Origin of the sequence: Flavobacterium sp. GCM10023249 (assembly GCF_042653365.1) — a bacterium.
Taxonomy (GTDB): Bacteria; Bacteroidota; Bacteroidia; order Flavobacteriales; family Flavobacteriaceae; genus Flavobacterium.
This window is the reverse complement of record NZ_JBHSHZ010000006.1, coordinates 127,307-147,345: the sequence shown is the minus strand read 5'-3', so window position 1 is coordinate 147,345 and position 20,039 is coordinate 127,307. Positions and strand designations below refer to the sequence as shown.

Sequence of the window (20,039 nt, the reverse complement as noted above, 5' to 3'; positions counted from 1 at the left end):
TTTTATAACTTTTAAACTTTCAATTTAAACATGCTTACCAGAAGGACAAAATTATTACTGATGAAAATTCTCAGTTTGTTTTCTGTGGTACGTGGATATAATATTCCTATAATTGTTTTAGCACAATATTTGTCTTCTATTTTTATTCTAGCGCCCGAAAAGAGAGCATTGGATGTGATTTTGGATTGGAGATTGTTTATATTGGTTTTTGTTTCTACTTTGACAATTGCTTCAGGATACATTATCAACAATTTTTACGATTCAGAAAAAGATTTAATCAATCGCCCGAATAAATCCATGTTGGATCGTTTGGTGAGTCAAAAAACAAAACTTCAGGTGTATTTTGCACTTAATTTCCTGGCTACTGCATTAGCTTTTATTATTTCATTCAGAGCTTCACTTTTTTTTGCAGTTTATATTTTTCTGATTTGGTTTTATTCACACAAGCTAAAGAAATATCCCATCATAGGAAATCTGACCGCTTCTTTATTGGCGGTGTTGCCTTTCTTTGGAATTTTGATGTATTTCAAAAATTTCTATTACGTCATTTTTGCGCATGCTTCTTTTTTATTGTTGTTGATATTGATTCGTGAAATGATCAAAGATTTGGAAAATATCAAGGGAGATGTGGCGAATAACTATCAAACCATTCCTGTACGTTTTGGAGAGAAAGTTTCCAAGCAAGTGATTACCACTTTGACTATTGCTACAGTTATTCCGGTATACATTCTGATTGAAAAATTTGATGTTGGCTATATGGACATCTATTTTTACATCACTTTTATTGTATTGATTGGTTTCTTGTTTAAACTATGGAAATCTAATCTGCATTCGGATTATGTGCATCTTCACAATGCTCTTAAAATATTAATTGTTGCTGGAGTTTTCTGTATTGTTTTAATTAATCCGGAGGTCTTAATTCACGGAAGAGCTCTTTTGCGTCTGTAATTTTTTAATTTTCTTCTAAATTGAAGAAAGTCTAAAATTTAGTTGCTAGACGAAGTCAAAGAACAGTTTTAAAGTTTATTAATGGGCAAATTAATGGCATTAAACATAGGGTAATTTAGTAAACGTTTCTTTATCAAATAAGAAGTAAGTCATTCGAACTTTTTAATTTGCTATCTTTGCAAAAAGATTTTGAAAAATGAATAACGGAAGAGGGAATAGTAAACGCAATACAACAGGTAAATCAAGTGCGGGAGGTAAAAGACCAAGCGCGGCTGCTAAATCAGGATTTAAAAAAGGAGTCACTAAATCAGATGCTCCAAAATCAAAACCATTTTTTGATAAAAAACCCAAAGCGGTTAAAAAAGAGAAAACTGATGATATTCGTTTGAATAAATACATTGCTAACTCAGGCGTGTGCTCTCGTCGTGATGCAGATATCTACATCCAGTCCGGAAACGTAAAAGTAAATGGGGAGGTAATCACCGAGATGGGTTACCAAGTAAAACCGGGAGATGTGGTTAATTTTGATGGAAGTATTGTTATTCCTGAAAAAAAGGAATACATTTTGTTGAATAAACCAAAAGGGTTTACAACTTCAAAAGACGAGGATGCAAGCGCAAATAATGTATTGGATTTAGTACGTAGTGCGACCAAGGCAAAACTACAGCCTGTTGGACGTATGGATAAAACAACTACAGGTTTGTTGTTGTTTACAAATGATACCGATATGGTTCGTAAGTTTACAGAGCCAAATCAACGTTCTTCAAAAGTGTATCAGGTTTCTTTAGACAGAAACTTGAAATATGAGGATTTGGAAAAAATCGCTTCTGGAGTTACCATTGATAATCATAAAATTTGGGTTGAAGAGATTTCATATGTTGAAAATGCTCCGAAATCTGAAATTGGAATCAAAATGAAAACCAGTAATGTGAAAGTGGTTCGTAATATTTTCGAACATTTAGATTATAACGTGTTAAAGGTAGATCGTGTTGTATTTGCTGGTTTAACAAAGAAAAATATCGGAAGAGGTTATTGGCGTTTTCTAACCGAACAAGAGATTATCAACTTGAAAAATAGTTAATTTGAAAAGCATAATTTTAAAATTCCTGTTAAATATTTAACGGGAATTTTTTATTTAGATAGGTTTCGGCTAGTTTTATGCTGCCAAAAATAAAGAACCATGAAAAGAATAACTATTTTCGGAATTGCGATGTTGGGTTTACTTCAATTCACCAGTTGTTCCAAAAAAACAAGTCAAGATTTTAAAACACTATCTCAGAATTATTTCAAGGAGAAAAACGAATTGGATCCTTTGAATGCAACGCTTAACGGACAAAATGATTTCAATGATCAGTTTGTTTTTGAAATGACGGATTCCTATCGTCAGAAGCAAGCGGTGTTCTTTGATAAATACCAAAAAGAGTTGTCCGCTTACGATTTGACAAATCTCTCCGACGAGGAAAAAATTAGTTATGAAATTATAAAATGGGAGACAGAAGTTGGTCAGGATTTGTTAAAAACTGAAGCCAATTTAATGCCGGTTCATCAATTTTCCGGTACACATTTAACCATGACACAGTTTGCCAGTGGTACTGCAGCACAGCCATTTCAAACAGAAAAGGATTATCGTAATTTCTTGAAACGAATGGATGCCTACAGTGTTTGGATTGATTCGGCTGTTGTTTATATGAAAAAAGGGATGGCTAAGAAGTTGGTTTTGCCGAAAGCATTAACAGAGAAATTGATTCCGCAGTTTGAAGATCAAATTACTGCTAAAGTCGAGGATAATTTGTTTTACTCGACGATTAAAACTATGCCAAAAGAGTTTTCGGTAACTACCAAAGAGCAATTAGCGTCGGAGTACAGTACAATGATTACTGATAAATTGATGCCTCAGTATCAAAAAATGACTGATTTCTTAAAAAATGAATACTTGCCTGCTTCAAGAGCAACAAGTGGTCTCGGAAGTTTAGCTGGTGGTGATGCTTTGTACGCTGGTTATGCCAAACAATGGACAACCACTACTATGTCTATTCCTGAAATACACGAATTGGGTTTGAAGGAAGTAGCGCGATTAAAAGCGGAAATGGAAAAGGTTAAAAATGAAGTAGGATTCAAAGGTACAATTGTTGAATTTTTCAATCATGTGCGAAATAAAAGGGAATTGATGCCATTCAAAAAACCGGAGGATGTTGTTGCTAATTTCAATGCCTATCATAAAAGAATCAAACCTAATGTAGATAAATTGTTTGCCTTACAACCAAAAACTCCTTTTGAAGTAAGAAGAGTTGAAGCATTTAGAGAAAAAACGGCGAGTGCTGAATATATTCAAGGTAGTGCAGATGGAACACGTCCTGGTATTTTTTATGTGCCTATTCCAGATGTAACGAAATACAATTATTATGGGGACGAAGATTTGTTTTTGCATGAAGCAATTCCTGGACATCATTTTCAAATTTCATTGCAACAAGAAAATGAAGATTTACCTGACTTTAGACGTTTCAATTGGTTTGGTGCATATGGAGAAGGATGGGCATTATATACTGAAAGCTTAGGAAAGGAATTGGGCTTGTATGAGGATCCGTACCAATATTTCGGAATGTTAGGTAACGAAATGCATCGCGCCATTCGTTTGGTGGTCGATACGGGCTTGCATTCGAAAGGATGGACTCGTGAGCAGGCGATTCAATATTCATTGGAAAATGAAGCCGAAAGCGAAGCTAGTATCATTTCAGAAGTGGAACGTTATATGGCAATTCCTGGACAAGCATTGTCCTATAAAATTGGGCAGTTGAAAATCATGGAGCTCCGCAAAAAAGCATCTGATGCGATGAATGATAAATTTGATATCAAAGTCTTTCATCAGAAAGTATTGGAGTCCGGAGTTATGCCTTTGGCACTTCTGGAAAGTAAAATCAATAATTGGATTACAACGGGAACTTAATTTCCCGTTTTTTTTGTGCTTAAAAATAGCTATTTACAAATAAAGTAGGTAAATTCAGTATAAATTATAATTGAGGATTGTACTTTTGTAATATGAATTGGAATATCAAAAAAATACTGTACAAAGGGTTAAAAATTAGCGGAATAACAATTGGTTCTGTTTTGCTTCTAATGTTTCTTTTGCCTCTGCTTTTTCCCGGTAAAATTGCCGAGGAAGTAAAGTTATTTGCAAATAAAAAGCTAAATGGCGAACTCAACTTTAAAGAAGCGAATTTGTCTTTTTTTAGCCATTTTCCATCGTTAACACTAACCTTGACCGATTTTTCACTAAAAGGTTCGGTGCCTTTTCAAAATCAAAATTTAGTTAAAGCACAAGATGTTGCGTTTGGTGTGAATATCAAAAGCCTTCTTTTTGAAAGCGCGGTAAAGATTGATGAAATTTATGTTTCTGATGCGGAAATGAATATTTTGGTGGATGAAAAAGGTCAGGCAAATTATAATGTATATGTTTCGGAAAAGCCTACCAAAAAAGAGAAATCGGGTGAAACTTCTCTTCGTTTGGATCGCATTCAAATCGAAAATACACATTTAATATACAATGATAAATCGGCTAACATCTTAATTAATGCGTTAGGATTTAATTATTTAGGAAAAGGTGATTTTGATAAGGCAATCTTTGATTTGGAAACGGAAGCCCAGATTGATTCTTTTGATTTTGCTTTCGGCGGTGAAGAATATTTGAAAAATAAAAAAGTAAATGCGGAGTTGATTACGCAAATCAATACCAATTCCTTGGCTTTTGTTTTTCAACAAAATAACTTGATAATTAATCAATTGCCAATTGACTTTATAGGGAAATTAAATTTCCTGAAAAGTGGATATGATTTGGATTTTAAAGTGGAATCGAATGACAGTGAACTACATGATTTCTTTACTGCATTGCCGCCTCAATATGTTAAGTGGCTTGAGAAAACTGAAATCGGAGGAAAAACGGATTTGTTGTTGACCTTGAAAGGAATTTATAATGTAGAAGAAAATAAAAAACCGGATTTGGCATTTGCCATGAATATTAGAAATGGTTTAGTAAATTATAATCAATCGCAAAACCCTGCGTCGAATTTGATGTTGCAATTGGATACAAAATTACCCTCACTGGATGTGAATCAACTTTTGGTAAAAATTACACCGCTTTCGTTTAGTATGGGTAAGGATTACTTTAATGGGGTTGTTGAAACCGTAGGTTTGAAATCTCCTTCTATCAAAGCGACAATTAAATCTGATTTAGATTTGAAGAAATTACATTCGGCTTTAGGAATCCAAAACATGGATTTTTCAGGTAAGCTAATTGCTGATGTGAAAGCCAATGGAATCTATAACAAAGAAAAAAGATTGTTTCCGGTGACAAAGGGTAGTTTTATCCTTCAAAAGGCAAGCCTTAAAACGCAATGGTATCCAAATCCAATTTCGAATATTGATTTGACAGCAAATGTGAGTAATACATCTGGTCAGTATAAAGATTTGAATGTTAAAATTACCCCAGCTTCTTTCGATTTTGAAGGTAAGAAAATGTATGTAAATGCTTCATTTGAAAATTTTGATGATGTTATTTATGATGTGAAAGCAAAAGGAGAGATTGATTTGGGAAGGGTTTATAAGGTTTTTTCTCAAGAAGATTTGAATATTGAAGGTTTTGTAAGAGCAGATTTATCATTGAAAGGTAGACAAAGTGATGCAACAAGAGGTATTTATAATCGTTTGCGAAATAGTGGTACGTTGTTTTTACAGAATATCAGTACAACTTCTGCATATCTTCCAAAGCCCTTTGTGATTAAGGAAGGGTTGTTTACATTCAATCAGAATTCGATGTCTTTTAAGAACTTTTTGGCTTCTTACGGGCAGTCCGATTTTAAAATGAACGGGCAAATGCAGAATGCTATCAACTTTGTAATGTCTGATAAAGCAATTTTAAAAGGAGAATTTAAAGTGGAATCCAATTATATCAATGTTGATGAATTCATGTCAGGATCTTCAATAGGCTCGGAATCTGACTCGTCTAAAAATAGTTCTTCTTCCTCTTCTGGCGTGGTGGTTGTGCCGCCAAATTTTGATTTTAGTCTGTTGACCAATTTTCGCAAGGTGAATTTTGATGGGCTGAGTATCAATAACCTTACAAGTTATCTGAGAATGGGTAAGGGTGAAATCCAACTGAAAAATATGGGATTTAATTTGATTGGTTGTTCTACTAAAATGAATGCGTCTTACAAGAATATCGGTACACAAAAAGCAGTTTTTGATTATAAAATTACAGCGAATGAATTTGACGTAAAAAAAGCGTATAACGAGGTGAAAATGTTTCGTGATATGGCGCCAGCTGCAAAAACAGCCGAAGGTATTGTTTCGTTAGATTATAATGTGGCCGGTTATTTGGATAAAAATATGAACCCAATCTATCCTTCTTTGAAAGGTGGTGGGGTATTGTCGGTGAAGAAAGTAAAGATGAAAGGTTTTAAGTTGTTTAACGCAGTTAGTAAAACAACAGAACACGAAGGGATTAAAAATCCTGATCTTTCAGAAATAGATATCAAGACGGTGGTGAAAAACAATATAATGACCGTAGAGCAGTTTAAGTTCAAAGTGGCGGGATTTCGACCGAGAATTGCCGGGCAAGCTTCTTTGGATGGAAAATTGAATCTTAAAATGCGTTTAGGTTTGCCGCCTTTGGGTATTATAGGAATTCCATTGAAGATAACCGGTACTCAGGATAAGCCTATTGTTAAGATAGGGAAAAAATCAGACGATTTGGAAGAGACAGAATACAATGAATCTACTGGTGATACTATAAAAAAAGCCAATCCGTAAGGATTGGTTTTTTTTATGAAAACAAAAAACCCGAATATTGCTATTCGGGTTGTAAGTGGTGCCTCCAGGAATCGAACCAGGGACACATGGATTTTCAGTCCATTGCTCTACCAACTGAGCTAAGGCACCATTATGTTTGCTTTCGTTAAGCGTGTATTGCTTGTTGATTGCGGGTGCAAATATAGAACCATTTTTCATTTATCCAAAACAATTTTTTAAAAAAATCTATTTGTACCTTAGCCGAATCAATATTTGAATTTATGATTTTAACCATAGATGTAGGTAATACCCGAATTAAAAGTGCTGTTTTTGAGCAAAATACGTTAATTGAGAACTCTGTTTTTTTGCTTTCTGAGTTTCAAATTTCAGTCGAAAAAATTTTAAAAAAATTTCAAAAAATTTCAGTTTTGGTCATTGCATCGGTTGGAAAAATTGAAAAAGAGGCCTTAGATGTCTTTTCAGATAAGGTAAAAATCTATGTTGTTGATCGCGACAAAGCGTTTCCGTTTGTAAATAATTATGCGACGCCATATACTCTAGGGATTGATAGGATGGTTTTAGCTTCGGGAGCTGTTCTGCACTATCCTAATCAAAATAGGTTAGTTATTGATGCAGGAACTTGTGTGACTTATGATTTTATAGATGCTGAAAACGTATATCATGGTGGTGCAATTTCTCCAGGAATGCGATTGCGATATGAGGCAATGCATAATTATACTGCGAAGTTACCGTTGTTGATGTTGGAAGAACCCTCAAGTGTTGTTGGTAATTCTACCCAACAATCCATGCACTCTGGAGTGGTTAATGGACTTGCTTTTGAAATTGACGGCTATATTGATGCTCTGAAGTCTCAAAATGAAAACTTTATCATAATTTTAACGGGTGGTGATGCTAATTTTTTGGCTAAACGATTAAAAAATACCATATTTGCCAATTCAAATTTTCTACTGGAAAGTTTGCATTATTTATACCAATATCAAATCAACAATGATTAAGAAAATAATTTTAGGAAGTGTATTCCTTTTTTCATTACATACTTTTGCTCAAGAAGGAACTGCTTCGCCATATTCATCTTATGGGATTGGAGAAGTTAGGTTCAAAGGAACAGTCGAAAACAGATCGATGGGTAGTTTAGGAATTGTGAATGACAGTATTCACATTAATTTGTTAAATCCAGCTTCATTTTCATCTTTGAAATTAACCACTTTTACAGTAGGTGGTACTTATTCTCCAACAAAATTAGAAACAACAGAAGAGGAGCAAAAAGCAAGAAGAACAAGTTTTGATTATTTGGCAATGTCATTCCCTGTTAGTAAAAAATTAGGGATTAGCTTAGGGTTGATGCCTTATTCATCTGTTGGGTATAAAATCGTGAACGTTACAGATACAGAAGGAACGAAATTTACGGGCATAGGTAATGTGAATCGTTTTTTTGCTGGTGCAGGATATCAAATCACCAAAGAACTAAGTGTTGGTGCTGATTTGTCATATAATTTTGGACGTATTGAAAAAAGTGCAGTTTTTATATCTTCTGATATCCAATTTGGTACAAGAGAGATTAATGTTGCCGAGTTAAATGGACTTACATTTAAAACGGGATTAAGTTTTAAAACGAAAATTAAAAAATATGACTTTGTTTCTGGATTGACATTTGTTCCAACTTCGGTACTTAATTCAGATAACGCAAGAAACATCGCAAAGATTACCTATAGCCAGTCAGGAGACGAAATAGTATGGGATTCTGAAGATGTGGAGATTCCTAATTCGGAAATTCGTTTGCCTTCTAAGTTGGCCTTGGGTGCTGGTTTTGGGTTGGACAAAAAATGGTTTATTGGAATGGAATCTACTTTTTCGAGTAAAGGAGATTATGCTGTAACGTATCCTAATGCTTCTTACGAAAGTGCGACCAAAATTGCTTTAGGAGGTTATTATATACCAAAATACAATTCGTTTTCGAGTTATTTTGATCGAATTACTTATAGAGCCGGACTTAGATATGAAAATACTGGGTTAATCGTGAACAATCAATCTATAAAAGATAAAGCGTTGACTTTAGGTTTTGGAGTGCCAATCGCAGGAACTCTTTCAAATATCAATATTGGGATTGAATACGGTAAACGAGGAACTGTTGACGCGGGATTGGTTCGTGAAAACTACATGAACTTTTCGGTTGGTTTGTCTTTCAACGACAAATGGTTTGTGAAACGTAAATTTGATTAATAAGTGACTTTGTTATTTCAAATACAATGGATGAAAAAAGTGATGTTGTTAATTTCAACAGCACTTTTTTTAGTTTCTTGTGAAAGTAATTTTAAAGAAGTACAAAAAATTAATATCACCGAATTAAATCCAGTCGGTGAAGCTCAGCAATTTAACTTGAAATATACCGATTCAGGTAAGATTAAAGCGGTTTTGGTTTCTCCACAAATGCTTGATTTTTCTCATCTTGAATTTCCGTTTACAGAGTTTCCTAAAGGAATCGATGTTACAATTTACGATGATGCTGGAAATAAAAACTTTGTTAAGGCCAATTATGCCATTTCATATGCTGTGTCAAGTATAATCGAATTGCAAGGGAATGTGTGTATTACAACGCATGATGGGAAAAAGCTGGAAACCGAGCAATTGTATTATGATCAGAAAAACGAATGGTTTTTCACACAAAAAAACTATGTGTTTACAGATAAAGGAAGTGTGATTAAAGGAGTTGGTATCGACTTTAGTAAAGACTTCAAGTATTTGGATTCACAACAAATTATAGGGAATTACAGTCTTTAAAAACAAATAATATGAATTATATGAAGTATACGCAATATGCGTATTTAATAGCGGGAATTGTGTTGTTGGTAGATGGTGTTATTAAATTGAATACTGCCGACGCTAATGCGTATTTGATTTTAGCGATGGGAGTTTTGGCGATTGGTTTGTTCTTCTTTCGTAGAAAATTTGCTAAAAAATTCGAGGACAGAAATAAGAATCAATAAAAAATTAAACTTTCTATTAAAATAAAAGCGAACATCTTTTATTATTTCATAGATAATTGTATTTTCGCCCACTGAATAAAAAAATAAAATAATATAATGGCAGTTTTATCTAAAATTAGACAACGTTCATTGCTGGTAATTTCTATTGTTGGATTATCATTGTTTGCGTTCATTATCGGAGCTTTAATCGAAAATGGCGGTTTCGGGACTGGGTCTAGAAACGCTGGTACTATTAATGGATCTGATATTTCTTATGAAGACTTTAGAATTAAAGTTGACAACGCTCAAAAAAGTCAGCCAGGCATGTCGATGATGCAGGCTACAAATGGAGTTTGGGAACAAGAAGTGAGAAGAGTATTGTTGGAAAATCAGTTTGAAAAATTAGGATTGCGTTTAGGAGATGATCAATTGATTTCTGTGATTCAGGATGATCCTCAGTTTGCTCAATTCAAAGGACCAAACGGAAAATTCGATAAAGGAAGATTTAACGAAATGGTATCTTCTTTCAAACAATCTCCGGAAAGATGGCAACAATGGTTGAATTATGAAAAATCATTGGCGCAGTTTGCAACTGAGCAGATGTATAATTCAATCTTAAAGTCTGGAGTTTACACTACGAAAGCAGAAGGTAAATTCAACTATGAACTAGAGAATAACAAAGTTACTTTTGATGTAGTTGCTGTTCCTTATACAACTATCGAAGATAAGAAAGTGGAATTGACTGATGATGAAGTTATCGCTTACATGAAGAAAAACGAGAAAAAATTCAAAGCGGAAGAATCTCGTGAATTGGAATATGTTTTAGTGGAAGACAAAGCATCAGCTGCTGACGAAAAAGCAATTAAAGATAAAATCAACGGTTTGTTAAGCGCTTCTGTAATGTACAATGAAGCTACTGGTAAAAATGATACTGTTGCTGGTTTCAGAAATACAACAAAAATAGCTGAGTTTGTAAATGCAAATTCTGATATCAAATACGATTCAACGTATATTGCTAAAAACGAATTGCCTATAGATCATGCTCAGGCTTTATACAATAGTGCTCCGGGTTCTATTTACGGACCATATGTTTTTGGAGATTATTACTGTATATCAAAAGTAATTGCTAAAAAAGCAGGTATCAATGTTAAGTCAAGCCATGTGTTGGTTGCTTACAAAGGTGCAATGCGTTCGCAATCGAATATTACTAAAGAGGAAGCAAAAGCAAAAGCGGATGGAATTTTAGCGCAAGCACAAGCTAATCCAGGTTCATTCGCGATGTTAGCTTTTACAAGTTCTGATGATACTGGTTCAAAACAACAAGGTGGAGATGTAGGTTATATCACTAAAGATGCTGGTTTTGCTCAAAAATATAAAGATTTTGTTTTCGGTAACCCAGTGGGTAAAATTGGATTGGTTGAAACAGAATTTGGTTACCACATTATCAATGTAACAGATAAACAAGACGGTATTCGTTTGGCGACAATCGCAAGAAAAATTGTTCCTTCTGAAGCTACAAGCAATGAAAATTTTACAAAAGCTTCTCAGTTTGAAATTTTAGCAAATGACAAAGATTTTGCTCAAGCAGCTAAAGAAAGTAAATTGACTGTTGCGCCAGTTGCTAAAGTATTAGCATTGGATGAAAATATTCAAGGAGTTGGTCCTCAGAGAGAAATCGTACGTTGGGCATTTGGTGCAAGTGAAGGTGATGTAAAACGTTTTGAAACTTCTGCTGGTCATGTTGTAGCGCGTTTGAAGAAAGTGAATCCTAAAGGATTAATGCCAATCGCAGATGCTAAGAATATGTTTGGATATAAATTGTTAAATGAGAAAAAAGCAAAATTAATCGAGGCTAAAATGACTGGAACTACTTTAGAAGCTGTTTCTAAAGCTACTGGATCTCCAGTAAAAGAAGCGAAAGATGTAGTCGCAGCTAACTCTTATATCGAAACTATCGGGCAAGAGCCTAAAGTTGTAGGTACAGCTTTCTCTTTAAAGCCAGGAACAGTTTCTCAGACAATTGCAGGAAATTCAGGTGTATTCAAAATTAAAGTGAAATCTACTGCTAAAGCGCCAGCTGCAAAAGATTATAATGATATCGTGAAAAGAGTAGCGAGTCAGTCAAAAGGATCGTTGGCAGGTAGAGTTTTTAATAACTTAAGAGAAGATGCTGATATCGAAGATAACAGAGCTAATTTCAATTAATTATTGAAATAGTATAAAGATATAAAAGCCGAGCAATGCTCGGCTTTTTTTATAATATCATATTTTGATATTGTATTATTACTTCATACCCTTTTGAAATGAAATAAGGGGATGGGTCTTCTTTAGAAATGACTAAAACAAAGTCGCCACCCCATGCGCCAAGACTTTTTACCACTCCATTGAAATCTGGGAATAAAGCCTCCTGAACCGTTTGCATTTCAAGAATTTGACTCATTTCAACTTCATGTTTCCTAATCGCATTAGCAAAATTTGTAAGTTCTTTGCTTTGAATTACCTCTTGAGTGATCTCGTTTATAGTAGGGATTATTTTGTCAATATCTCCTTGCCTGTTGTAATAGGATGCAATTGCTTCCCGACTGTTTTGTTTTTGATTTAAATAAACAAAATAAATTTTATCTGTAAAATCAGGATCAAAAGTAACTGGCGTCACAGTTGGTGAGCCATTGTTTAATTGATAAAGGAGTGGGCTGTTGTGTTGAGCACAGGCAATGTCATAACCGCTGCCACCAAAACTGTTTTTAAGCAAAGCAAAGGCGTCAATTTGTAGCCATTGGGCTATGTTGTTGATTAAAGTCGACGATGTGCCTAATCCCCATAATTTGGGGAATGTCAGCTCTGTTTTTATTTTATAACCAACATTTGGGTGCAATACTTTTGGATTGAGTAAGTAAGCGTGATGCAAAATTGCAATCAGTGTTGATTTGATTTTATTGTCTTCGAATTTGGTTTTTTGTACAATGTCTTCAAATCGAAATTCACTTTCAAACCAGATGCTTCCGTCACTATCAATACTTGTCCAGTGAAAAGTAGCTGGTAGGCCTTCTTCTATAACAAGATATTGGCCAAACTTTGTCGGTAAAGCAAATGCCTGAGCGCCATCAAGGACTACATACTCGCCAGTGATTAAAAGTTTGCCATTACTATAAATGGTTTTTTTCATTGTTTGCTATGGAAAAGGCGGAAGTTATTTTCTAATTTCTGTTAAATAGTCAACTACGGCACTGTGTGTAACCGTGTTTTTTTCAAAATGTTTCACCACTTGCTTGCGTTCTTCTTCGGAAGCATTAAACTGGTTTAAGATGTTCATCAGATGCATTTTCATATGACCTTGTTGAATCCCGGTTGTAGTTAAACTTCGTAAAGCTGCAAAGTTTTGTGCCAAACCTGCTACCGCCACAATTTGCATCAACTCATGAGCAGATGGTTTGTCTAACATTTCTAAGGCAATTTTTACCATTGGATGTAAACTGGTTAATCCGCCCACTGTACCTAATGCTAAAGGGATTTCCATCCAAAAAGTAAAAATGCCATTTTCTATTTTAGCATGCGATAGGCTTGAGTATTTTCCATCTTTTGAAGCATAAGCATGAACGCCGGCTTCCACTGCACGGAAGTCATTTCCGGTAGCCAATACAACTGCATCAATACCATTCATGATACCTTTATTGTGTGTTACGGCTCTGTAAGGTTCAATTTCGGCAATACGAACTGCTTGGACAAATTTTTCGGCAAATTCTTGGGGGTTTTCAATGTGTTTTTCTGCTAGTTCCTCAACTTTACACGATACTTCTGCACGTACTAGGCAATTGGGAACATAGTTGGATAAAATACTCATCACGACAGTGATGTTTTTTTCTTCTTCAGTAAACGAATTAAATGTTACGGCTTCCTCTTTTAATGTTTTGGCAAATTGCTCTAAACATGAGTTTATAAAGTTGGCTCCCATCGAGTCTTTTGTCTCGAAAGTGGCATGTAGCTGGTAATAATTGTCTAATTCGTAAGTTTTGTCTTTTAAAATGATATCAAGAATTCCTCCGCCTCGCTTCTGCATGTTTTTGGTCATGCTTTCGGTTTCGGTAAAGAATTTTGGTTTGATGGTATTGAAGAAGGATTTCAACTTTTCTTTGTCACCTTCGTACATAAAATGCACTTGTCCGATTTTTTCAGTATTGATAACGGTAGCTTTGAATCCGCCTCGACTTCCCCAAAATTTTGCCGATTTACTTGCAGCTGCTACCACAGAGCTTTCTTCGACAGCAAAAGGAATAGTATAATTTTTACCATTTATGTCAAAATTAGGAGCTACACCAAGTGGAAGATAAAAATTGGTAATGGTGTTTTCGATGAATTCATCATGCAGTTTCTGTAAAGCAGTATCTGCATTCCAATATTTTTTTATGATTTGGATGGCTTCTTCCGAGTTGGAGAAATGTGTGGAAGCAATCCAATTTATTTTTTCTTCTTTGGATAGTTTTGAAAATCCGGAAATACTTTTGGACATTTTTATGTAATTTATTAAGCTGCAAAGATAATCGTAGTGTTCAAAATATCGAGAATAAAAGCGTTTTTAAATTTTACATATTGTTTCAAACTTAAGCTTTTAACAAAATAATATGTGTTTATGTGGGTTTTTTTTACTAAAATTGGGCGTTTTTTTACATCATCAATTCATGAAACAGATACGATTTATTGCGTTATGTCTAGTATTGGCTTCATTTTCAGCCATTGGACAACAAAAACTTACATTAGAGGAAATTTGGGGCGGAGCCTTCAGAACTCAAGGAATGACAGCTTTAGAAGCTATGAAAAACACGAACCAGTATACCGTGTTGAATTTTGACAGAGCCTCCAAAACGTCTCAAATTGATCTTTACGATTTTGCTACTTTGAACAAAGTGTCTACGTTAATCGATACAAAAGATTTTAAACAATTGGAAGGTATAGATAGCTATACTTTTAGTAAAGACGAAAAGAAAATTTTGATTGCTAATAATTCGGATCAAATTTTCCGCCACTCTTTTGTTGCCGATTATTTTATTTATGATACAGCAACTAAATCATTAGCTAAATTGGCAGAATATAAAGTACAAGAGCCAACTTTTTCACCTGACGGAACCAAAATTGGATATGTCTACCAAAACAATATGTATGTGTATGATGTGGCTACAAAGTCTCACAAGCAAATTACTACTGATGGTAAAAAGAATTCCATAATTAATGGTGTGACCGACTGGGTTTACGAAGAAGAGTTTTCTTTTGTTAAAGCGTACGACTGGAATGCGGCTTCTGATAAAATTGCTTTTATTCGTTTTGATGAAACAGATGTTCCTGAATTCTCGATGGATTTTTACAACGAAGGATTATACCCAACACAAAACGTGTTTAAATATCCAAAAGCAGGTGAAAAGAATGCTTTGGTTTCTTTGCATATTTACGATGTAAAATCGGGAACGACTAAAAAAGTGAACCTTGATAATTACAATGATTTCTATATAGCACGAATCGAATGGACTAATGATGCAAACGTTTTAAGTGCTCAGGTGTTGAATCGTCACCAAAACAATCTTGATTTATTATTTGTTGATGGTAATTCAGCAACATCGAAAGTAGTTTTGAACGAAAAGGATAAAGCTTACGTGGATGTGACTGATAATTTGACATTTCTAAAAGACAACAGTTTTATCTGGACTTCTGAGAAAGATGGTTTCAATCATATTTACCATTATGATAAAACAGGTAAATTAAAAAAACAAATCACGAAAGGTGCTTGGGAAGTAACAAATTACTATGGTTTTGATGAAAAATCAGGAATGATTTACTATCAATCGGTAGAAAATGGTTCTATTAATCGTGATGTATATGCAATAAAATTAGATGGAAGTGGTAAAAAACGCTTGTCTACTTCAACAGGAACCAATGCAGCTACTTTTAGTCCAAATTTTCAATATTTCATTAATGCTTTCTCAAGTAGTAAAAATGCACCGAAGTATACTTTGCATGAAACAAAAACAGGAAAATTAATCAAGACAATTGTTTCGAATGAGGCATTGGAAAGTAAATTGGCTGCGTACAATTTGCCATCTAAAGAATTTTTTGAAATTACTACAGAGAAAGGACATAAATTGAATACTTGGATGATTAAGCCAAAAGATTTTGATCCGAATAAAAAATACCCGGTTTTTATGTTTCAATACTCAGGGCCAGGTTCGCAACAAGTAGATAACGCTTGGAATGCAACAGATGATTATTGGTTCATGATGTTAGCACAACAAGGCTATATCGTTGCTTGTGTAGATGGACGTGGTACTGGTTTCAAAGGTGCTGAATTCAAAAAATGTACTCAAAAAGAATTGGGTAAGTTTGAAGTGGAGGACCAAATCGATGCTGCCAAAGTATTTGGAACTTATTCTTATGTTGATAAATCTAGAATTGGTATATTTGGCTGGTCTTACGGAGGATTTATGGCTTCTAACTGTATTTTTCAAGGAGCTGATGTATTCAAAGCTGCTATTGCTGTAGCGCCGGTTACTTCTTGGAGATACTACGATAGTATTTATACTGAACGCTATATGCAAACGCCACAAGAAAATGCAAGTGGATACGATAACAATTCACCGATTAATCATGTGAGTAAATTAAAAGGGAATTTCCTTTTAATTCATGGAAGTGGTGATGATAATGTTCATGTGCAAAATACTATGAAGATGGTTGAAGCTTTGGTTCAAGCAAACAAACAGTTTGATATGGCAATTTATCCGGATAAAAACCACGGTATATATGGTGGAAAAACGAGATTACAGTTGTATACGAAGATGACGAATTTTATTAAAGAGAAACTTTAATTTACTATACTAACCAAAAACAAATAGATTATAAAATGAGCGAAACAGCAAAACAAGGACACCCTAAAGGACTTTGGGTACTTTTCGGAACTGAAATGTGGGAACGTTTCAACTTCTACGGAATGAGAGCGATTCTTACATTATTCATGGTTCATGCATTAATGTTAGGAGAATCTAATGCTTCAATTATTTATGGAGGATTTTTAGCTTTATGCTATTTAACACCGCTATTAGGAGGCTTTGTTTCCGATAAGTATTTAGGTAACAGAAATTGTATACTCCTTGGGGGAACTTTAATGGCTATAGGTCAATTTTTACTTTTCTATAGTGCTACTAGCTATGATACTGATTTAAATACATCTAAAGGTGTTTTTTGGTTAGGGCTTTTAGTGATTATTTTTGGTAATGGTTTCTTCAAACCCAACATTTCTTCGATGGTAGGAAGTTTGTATCCACCACAGGAGAAAACAAAACTAGATTCAGCCTTTACTATTTTCTATATGGGTATTAATATTGGAGCTTTATTGAGTCAGTATTTTGTGCCATTATTTGCAGATGTTAAAGTGAACAATGTTCAAGATCCAACAGTTTTTAAATGGGGTTATTTGATGGCATGTATTGCTATGGTTTTAGGAACTTTAGTTTTCTTTTTCCTGAAAAATAAATATGTTATTACTCCAGAAGGTTTGCCAATTGGAGCAAAACCAAATCAAGATGTAAGTTTAGGACATGTAGAAGAACAAGCGAAGTTTTCATCGAAATCAATTGGTTTGGTTGGATGTTTGTTCGTAGTTCTGTTTTTTATTTTTAGATATCTTCACGTAGGTGAGTTTGGATTTACAAATTTTGAAATCGGAACTTTAGTAAAAGGGATTATTTATCCAATCATTTATGGATCTGGAATTTCTTTGGCTATTTTGATTTTATTAGATTCAACCTTAACTAAAATTGAAATTCAAAGAATTTTAGTAATTTATATTATTTCCTTTTTTATCATATTTTTCTGGGCAGCTTTTGAGCAAGCAGGTTCATCTTTGACATTCATCGCTTCAAATCAGACTGATAGAAAATTCATATTTTGGGAAATGCCTGCTTCAATGGTACAAATCTTTAATGGTCTTTTCGTTGTAATTCTAGCTTTACCATTCAGTTTACTTTGGGATAAATTAAGAGCTTCAGGAAAAGAACCTATTTCGCCTATGAAACAAGCTATGGGATTGGCTTTAATCGCATTAAGTTATTTCATAATCGCTTATAATGTAAAAGATTTAGGGAATTCTGGTTTATTGGCTATTAAATGGTTAATCTTATTATACTTTATCCAAACTCTTGGAGAGTTATGTTTATCACCAATTGGTTTGTCATTGGTAGGTAAATTATCTCCAAAACGATTTGCTTCGTTGTTGTATGGTGTATTCTTTATTTCTAATGCTGCAGGTTATGCTTTGGCAGGAACTTTAGGAGCTTTAATTCCTGCTACAGGAGATAAATTTGAAAAAGCAAAGTCATTAGGTGTCAACTTGCAAGATGTTTTAGATAAGAAAGTAGTATTGAATGCAGAGCAAGTGAAACTATTTGCAGAAAACCAAATTGCAGCAGAATACCCAACTTTTGTTGGATTCACAATTCATAATTTATTTGAATTCTTTATGGTATTTGTTGTATTGTGTGGTATTGCTTCAGTATTATTGGCCTTATTGACGCCTCTACTAAAGAAAATGATGCACGGTGTACGATAATTGCATTAAAAAATAATTTTATATCTTTCAAGCCTGTAACATTGTTACAGGCTTTTATTTTAATACCAAAAAAATTATGTGGAAATCTCATCCTAAGGCATTGCCTTATTTGTTTTTATCTGAAATGTGGGAACGTTTCGGTTATTATTTAATGATTGGAATTTTTACTTTTTACCTTAAAGATGTAGAAGCCGGTTTTGCTATGACCGAACAAGAAGCGTCAGATTTATATGGAACTTTTATTGCTTTAGTATTCTTAACACCCTTTATTGGTGGTTTAGTTGCAGATAGATATTTAGGTTATAAGAAATCTATAGTTATTGGTGGTCTAATGATGGGCGCTGGTTATTTTATGATGGGAATTCATAGTTTGCCTATGCTATATATTGCAATGACATTAGTAATTGTTGGTAACGGGTTCTTCAAACCAAATATTTCTACTTTATTAGGAAACTTCTATAACGAAGACCAATATATAGCGAAGAAAGATGAAGGTTACAATATTTTCTATATGGGAATTAATATTGGTGCTTTTATTTGTAATTTCTTTGCCGCCGCTTTAAAAATTCTTTTCGGTTGGCAAGAAGCGTTTATGGCAGCTGGGGTTGGTATGTTTATAGGTGTAATTGTCTTTTTATTAGGTACGAAACATTACGGAAATAAAACCGATAAAAAAGGAATTCAAGAAGGTGATATGCCTTTTTCTAAAATTGTACTTTACATTTTAGTGCCATCTGTAATATTCGGGATTATTGGTTGGTTTTTCAAAGGAGTAGTTTCAGAAAATAATACAGATTATTCTGTTTTTGGTTCTGATAGTACTGATGCCTTTATCTTTGCCTGTATTCCTGTAGTATATTTTTATGCAAGTTTATATTTTAAAGCTAAAGCCGAAGACAAAAGATCGATCGGGGCTTTGTTGTCCATTTTTGCTGTTGTAATTTTATTTTGGGCGGTATTCAAATTAAATGGTTCGGCTTTAAATAACTGGGGAGATAAATATACGGATAGAGAGTTAACAGGAACTTCACAACAAATTGGTTCTAAACTCGTACTTGTCGATACTTTAGTTTATAAAAAGGATTCGGTTGCGTTGTATGATAATTCATTCCGTATTCAGAAAGATAAGAAAAACAACGTTATCAAAGTTGTTGATTATCCATTGTATTTTAAAAATGTAGAGAAAAGTCAATTACCTCAAGAAGGAGGCAAAATATATACGTGGTCAGCTAACTTAAGTCAGTCTATAAATCCTGGTTGGGTAATTCTATTAACGCCATTGGTGGTAGCATTTTTCACCTTTTTAAGAAATAGAAAGAAAGAACCTTCAACACCTACTAAAATTGCTTTTGGTTTATTAATCGCTGCATTGTCTGTTTTAGTAATGGTTGCTGCCGTTAATATTGGTAACAATGGAACAGAGAAGGTTTCAGTTTGGTGGTTAATTGCCCAATACGGAATTATTACCATTGGAGAATTATTCTTAAGTCCGATGGGATTATCCATTGTATCAAAATTATCTCCAAAAAACATAACAGCTTTAATGATGGGAGGTTGGTTTTTATCGACTTCAATCGGAAATAAATTATCGGGAGTTTTAGCCAGTATGTGGGATTCTTACGATGATAAAACCAATTTCTTTTGGGTAAACTTCGGATTACTAACGTTCGCAACTATATTGATGTTTGCTTTAGTGAAAAATTTAAATAAAGTAATGAAAGATCATGGAATCAACTAGC

General features: G+C 34.0%; 13 protein-coding genes, 1 tRNA gene and 1 pseudogene. 12 read left to right on the top strand and 3 right to left on the bottom strand.

All coding sequences use genetic code 11. The features are described 5' to 3' along the window. The first annotated feature begins 30 nt into the window (after nucleotides 1-30). The 4 genes from ACFO7M_RS02275 to ACFO7M_RS02260 all read left to right on the top strand — a co-directional run bounded on the left by ACFO7M_RS02275 (nucleotide 31) and on the right by ACFO7M_RS02260 (nucleotide 6,750). Nucleotides 31-948 carry a geranylgeranylglycerol-phosphate geranylgeranyltransferase gene (locus ACFO7M_RS02275; RefSeq protein ID WP_379718599.1) on the top strand — a complete coding sequence of 306 codons (918 nt, stop codon included), beginning with the start codon at nucleotides 31-33 and terminating at the stop codon, nucleotides 946-948. A 196-nt stretch (nucleotides 949-1,144) separates the two neighbouring features. After that, a complete protein-coding gene (locus ACFO7M_RS02270) occupies nucleotides 1,145-2,029 on the top strand; it encodes a pseudouridine synthase (protein ID WP_379718602.1) in 885 nt (294 codons plus the stop codon). A 99-nt stretch (nucleotides 2,030-2,128) separates the two neighbouring features. Next, nucleotides 2,129-3,892 (top strand): DUF885 domain-containing protein, encoded by a 1,764-nt coding sequence (locus ACFO7M_RS02265; protein WP_379733812.1) that lies wholly within the window; start codon nucleotides 2,129-2,131, stop codon nucleotides 3,890-3,892. A 92-nt stretch (nucleotides 3,893-3,984) separates the two neighbouring features. After that, entirely contained in the window at nucleotides 3,985-6,750 is a 2,766-nt protein-coding gene (locus ACFO7M_RS02260; RefSeq protein WP_379733810.1) for an AsmA family protein, read from the top strand. 56 nt (nucleotides 6,751-6,806) lie between these two features. On the opposite strand, the gene ACFO7M_RS02255 is transcribed toward ACFO7M_RS02260, so the two are convergent. Next, nucleotides 6,807-6,879, bottom strand: a tRNA-Phe gene (locus ACFO7M_RS02255). A 131-nt stretch (nucleotides 6,880-7,010) separates the two neighbouring features. Here ACFO7M_RS02255 and ACFO7M_RS02250 point away from each other — a divergent pair. The 5 genes from ACFO7M_RS02250 to ACFO7M_RS02230 all read left to right on the top strand — a co-directional run bounded on the left by ACFO7M_RS02250 (nucleotide 7,011) and on the right by ACFO7M_RS02230 (nucleotide 11,918). After that, nucleotides 7,011-7,745: a type III pantothenate kinase gene (locus ACFO7M_RS02250; protein ID WP_379718612.1), complete on the top strand. Its 735-nt coding sequence runs from the start codon at nucleotides 7,011-7,013 to the stop codon at nucleotides 7,743-7,745. Continuing rightward, on the top strand, nucleotides 7,738-8,970 hold the full coding sequence (locus tag ACFO7M_RS02245; RefSeq protein ID WP_379718615.1) for a hypothetical protein: 1,233 nt from the start codon (nucleotides 7,738-7,740) through the stop codon (nucleotides 8,968-8,970). Before ACFO7M_RS02250 ends, ACFO7M_RS02245 begins: the two co-directional genes overlap by 8 nt. A gap of 30 nt (nucleotides 8,971-9,000) precedes the next feature. Further along, nucleotides 9,001-9,528: an LPS export ABC transporter periplasmic protein LptC gene (gene lptC / locus ACFO7M_RS02240; RefSeq protein WP_379733808.1), complete on the top strand. Its 528-nt coding sequence runs from the start codon at nucleotides 9,001-9,003 to the stop codon at nucleotides 9,526-9,528. Nucleotides 9,529-9,539: 11 nt separating this feature from the next. Continuing rightward, entirely contained in the window at nucleotides 9,540-9,734 is a 195-nt protein-coding gene (locus ACFO7M_RS02235; RefSeq protein WP_379718621.1) for a hypothetical protein, read from the top strand. A 96-nt stretch (nucleotides 9,735-9,830) separates the two neighbouring features. Then, nucleotides 9,831-11,918 (top strand): peptidylprolyl isomerase, encoded by a 2,088-nt coding sequence (locus ACFO7M_RS02230; RefSeq protein ID WP_379733806.1) that lies wholly within the window; start codon nucleotides 9,831-9,833, stop codon nucleotides 11,916-11,918. Nucleotides 11,919-11,967: 49 nt separating this feature from the next. On the opposite strand, the gene ACFO7M_RS02225 is transcribed toward ACFO7M_RS02230, so the two are convergent. Continuing rightward, nucleotides 11,968-12,879, bottom strand: a complete 912-nt coding sequence (locus tag ACFO7M_RS02225) for a GYDIA family GHMP kinase (RefSeq protein WP_379733804.1) — start codon at nucleotides 12,877-12,879, stop codon at nucleotides 11,968-11,970. Nucleotides 12,880-12,903: 24 nt separating this feature from the next. Continuing rightward, a pseudogene (locus ACFO7M_RS02220) lies at nucleotides 12,904-14,241 on the bottom strand (hydroxymethylglutaryl-CoA reductase, degradative); the annotation flags it as partial. Between the two features lie 148 nt (nucleotides 14,242-14,389). On the opposite strand from ACFO7M_RS02220, the gene ACFO7M_RS02215 reads away from it, so the two are divergent. The 3 genes from ACFO7M_RS02215 (at nucleotide 14,390) to ACFO7M_RS02205 (ending at nucleotide 20,038) form a co-directional block, all read left to right on the top strand. After that, nucleotides 14,390-16,561 (top strand): S9 family peptidase, encoded by a 2,172-nt coding sequence (locus ACFO7M_RS02215; protein WP_379733802.1) that lies wholly within the window; start codon nucleotides 14,390-14,392, stop codon nucleotides 16,559-16,561. Nucleotides 16,562-16,596: 35 nt separating this feature from the next. Beyond that, the gene (locus ACFO7M_RS02210) at nucleotides 16,597-18,300 is read left to right on the top strand and encodes a peptide MFS transporter (RefSeq protein ID WP_379718633.1); all 1,704 of its coding nucleotides are present in this window, start codon (nucleotides 16,597-16,599) and stop codon (nucleotides 18,298-18,300) included. 76 nt (nucleotides 18,301-18,376) lie between these two features. Beyond that, nucleotides 18,377-20,038: a peptide MFS transporter gene (locus tag ACFO7M_RS02205; protein ID WP_379733801.1), complete on the top strand. Its 1,662-nt coding sequence runs from the start codon at nucleotides 18,377-18,379 to the stop codon at nucleotides 20,036-20,038. The last annotated feature ends 1 nt before the right edge of the window (nucleotide 20,039 follow it).

Bases quoted from the DNA above. Each gene is read 5' to 3' on its own strand.
- lptC (WP_379733808.1), top strand. From the start codon at position 9,001: ATGAAAAAAGTGATGTTGTTAATTTCAACAGCACTTTTTTTAGTTTCT.
- ACFO7M_RS02210 (WP_379718633.1), top strand. From the start codon at position 16,597: ATGAGCGAAACAGCAAAACAAGGACACCCTAAAGGACTTTGGGTACTT.
- ACFO7M_RS02205 (WP_379733801.1), top strand. From the start codon at position 18,377: ATGTGGAAATCTCATCCTAAGGCATTGCCTTATTTGTTTTTATCTGAA.
- ACFO7M_RS02245 (WP_379718615.1), top strand. From the start codon at position 7,738: ATGATTAAGAAAATAATTTTAGGAAGTGTATTCCTTTTTTCATTACAT.
- ACFO7M_RS02235 (WP_379718621.1), top strand. From the start codon at position 9,540: ATGAATTATATGAAGTATACGCAATATGCGTATTTAATAGCGGGAATT.
- ACFO7M_RS02250 (WP_379718612.1), top strand. From the start codon at position 7,011: ATGATTTTAACCATAGATGTAGGTAATACCCGAATTAAAAGTGCTGTT.
- ACFO7M_RS02260 (WP_379733810.1), top strand. From the start codon at position 3,985: ATGAATTGGAATATCAAAAAAATACTGTACAAAGGGTTAAAAATTAGC.
- ACFO7M_RS02265 (WP_379733812.1), top strand. From the start codon at position 2,129: ATGAAAAGAATAACTATTTTCGGAATTGCGATGTTGGGTTTACTTCAA.
- ACFO7M_RS02275 (WP_379718599.1), top strand. From the start codon at position 31: ATGCTTACCAGAAGGACAAAATTATTACTGATGAAAATTCTCAGTTTG.
- ACFO7M_RS02230 (WP_379733806.1), top strand. From the start codon at position 9,831: ATGGCAGTTTTATCTAAAATTAGACAACGTTCATTGCTGGTAATTTCT.
- ACFO7M_RS02225 (WP_379733804.1), bottom strand. From the start codon at position 12,879: ATGAAAAAAACCATTTATAGTAATGGCAAACTTTTAATCACTGGCGAG.
- ACFO7M_RS02215 (WP_379733802.1), top strand. From the start codon at position 14,390: ATGAAACAGATACGATTTATTGCGTTATGTCTAGTATTGGCTTCATTT.
- ACFO7M_RS02270 (WP_379718602.1), top strand. From the start codon at position 1,145: ATGAATAACGGAAGAGGGAATAGTAAACGCAATACAACAGGTAAATCA.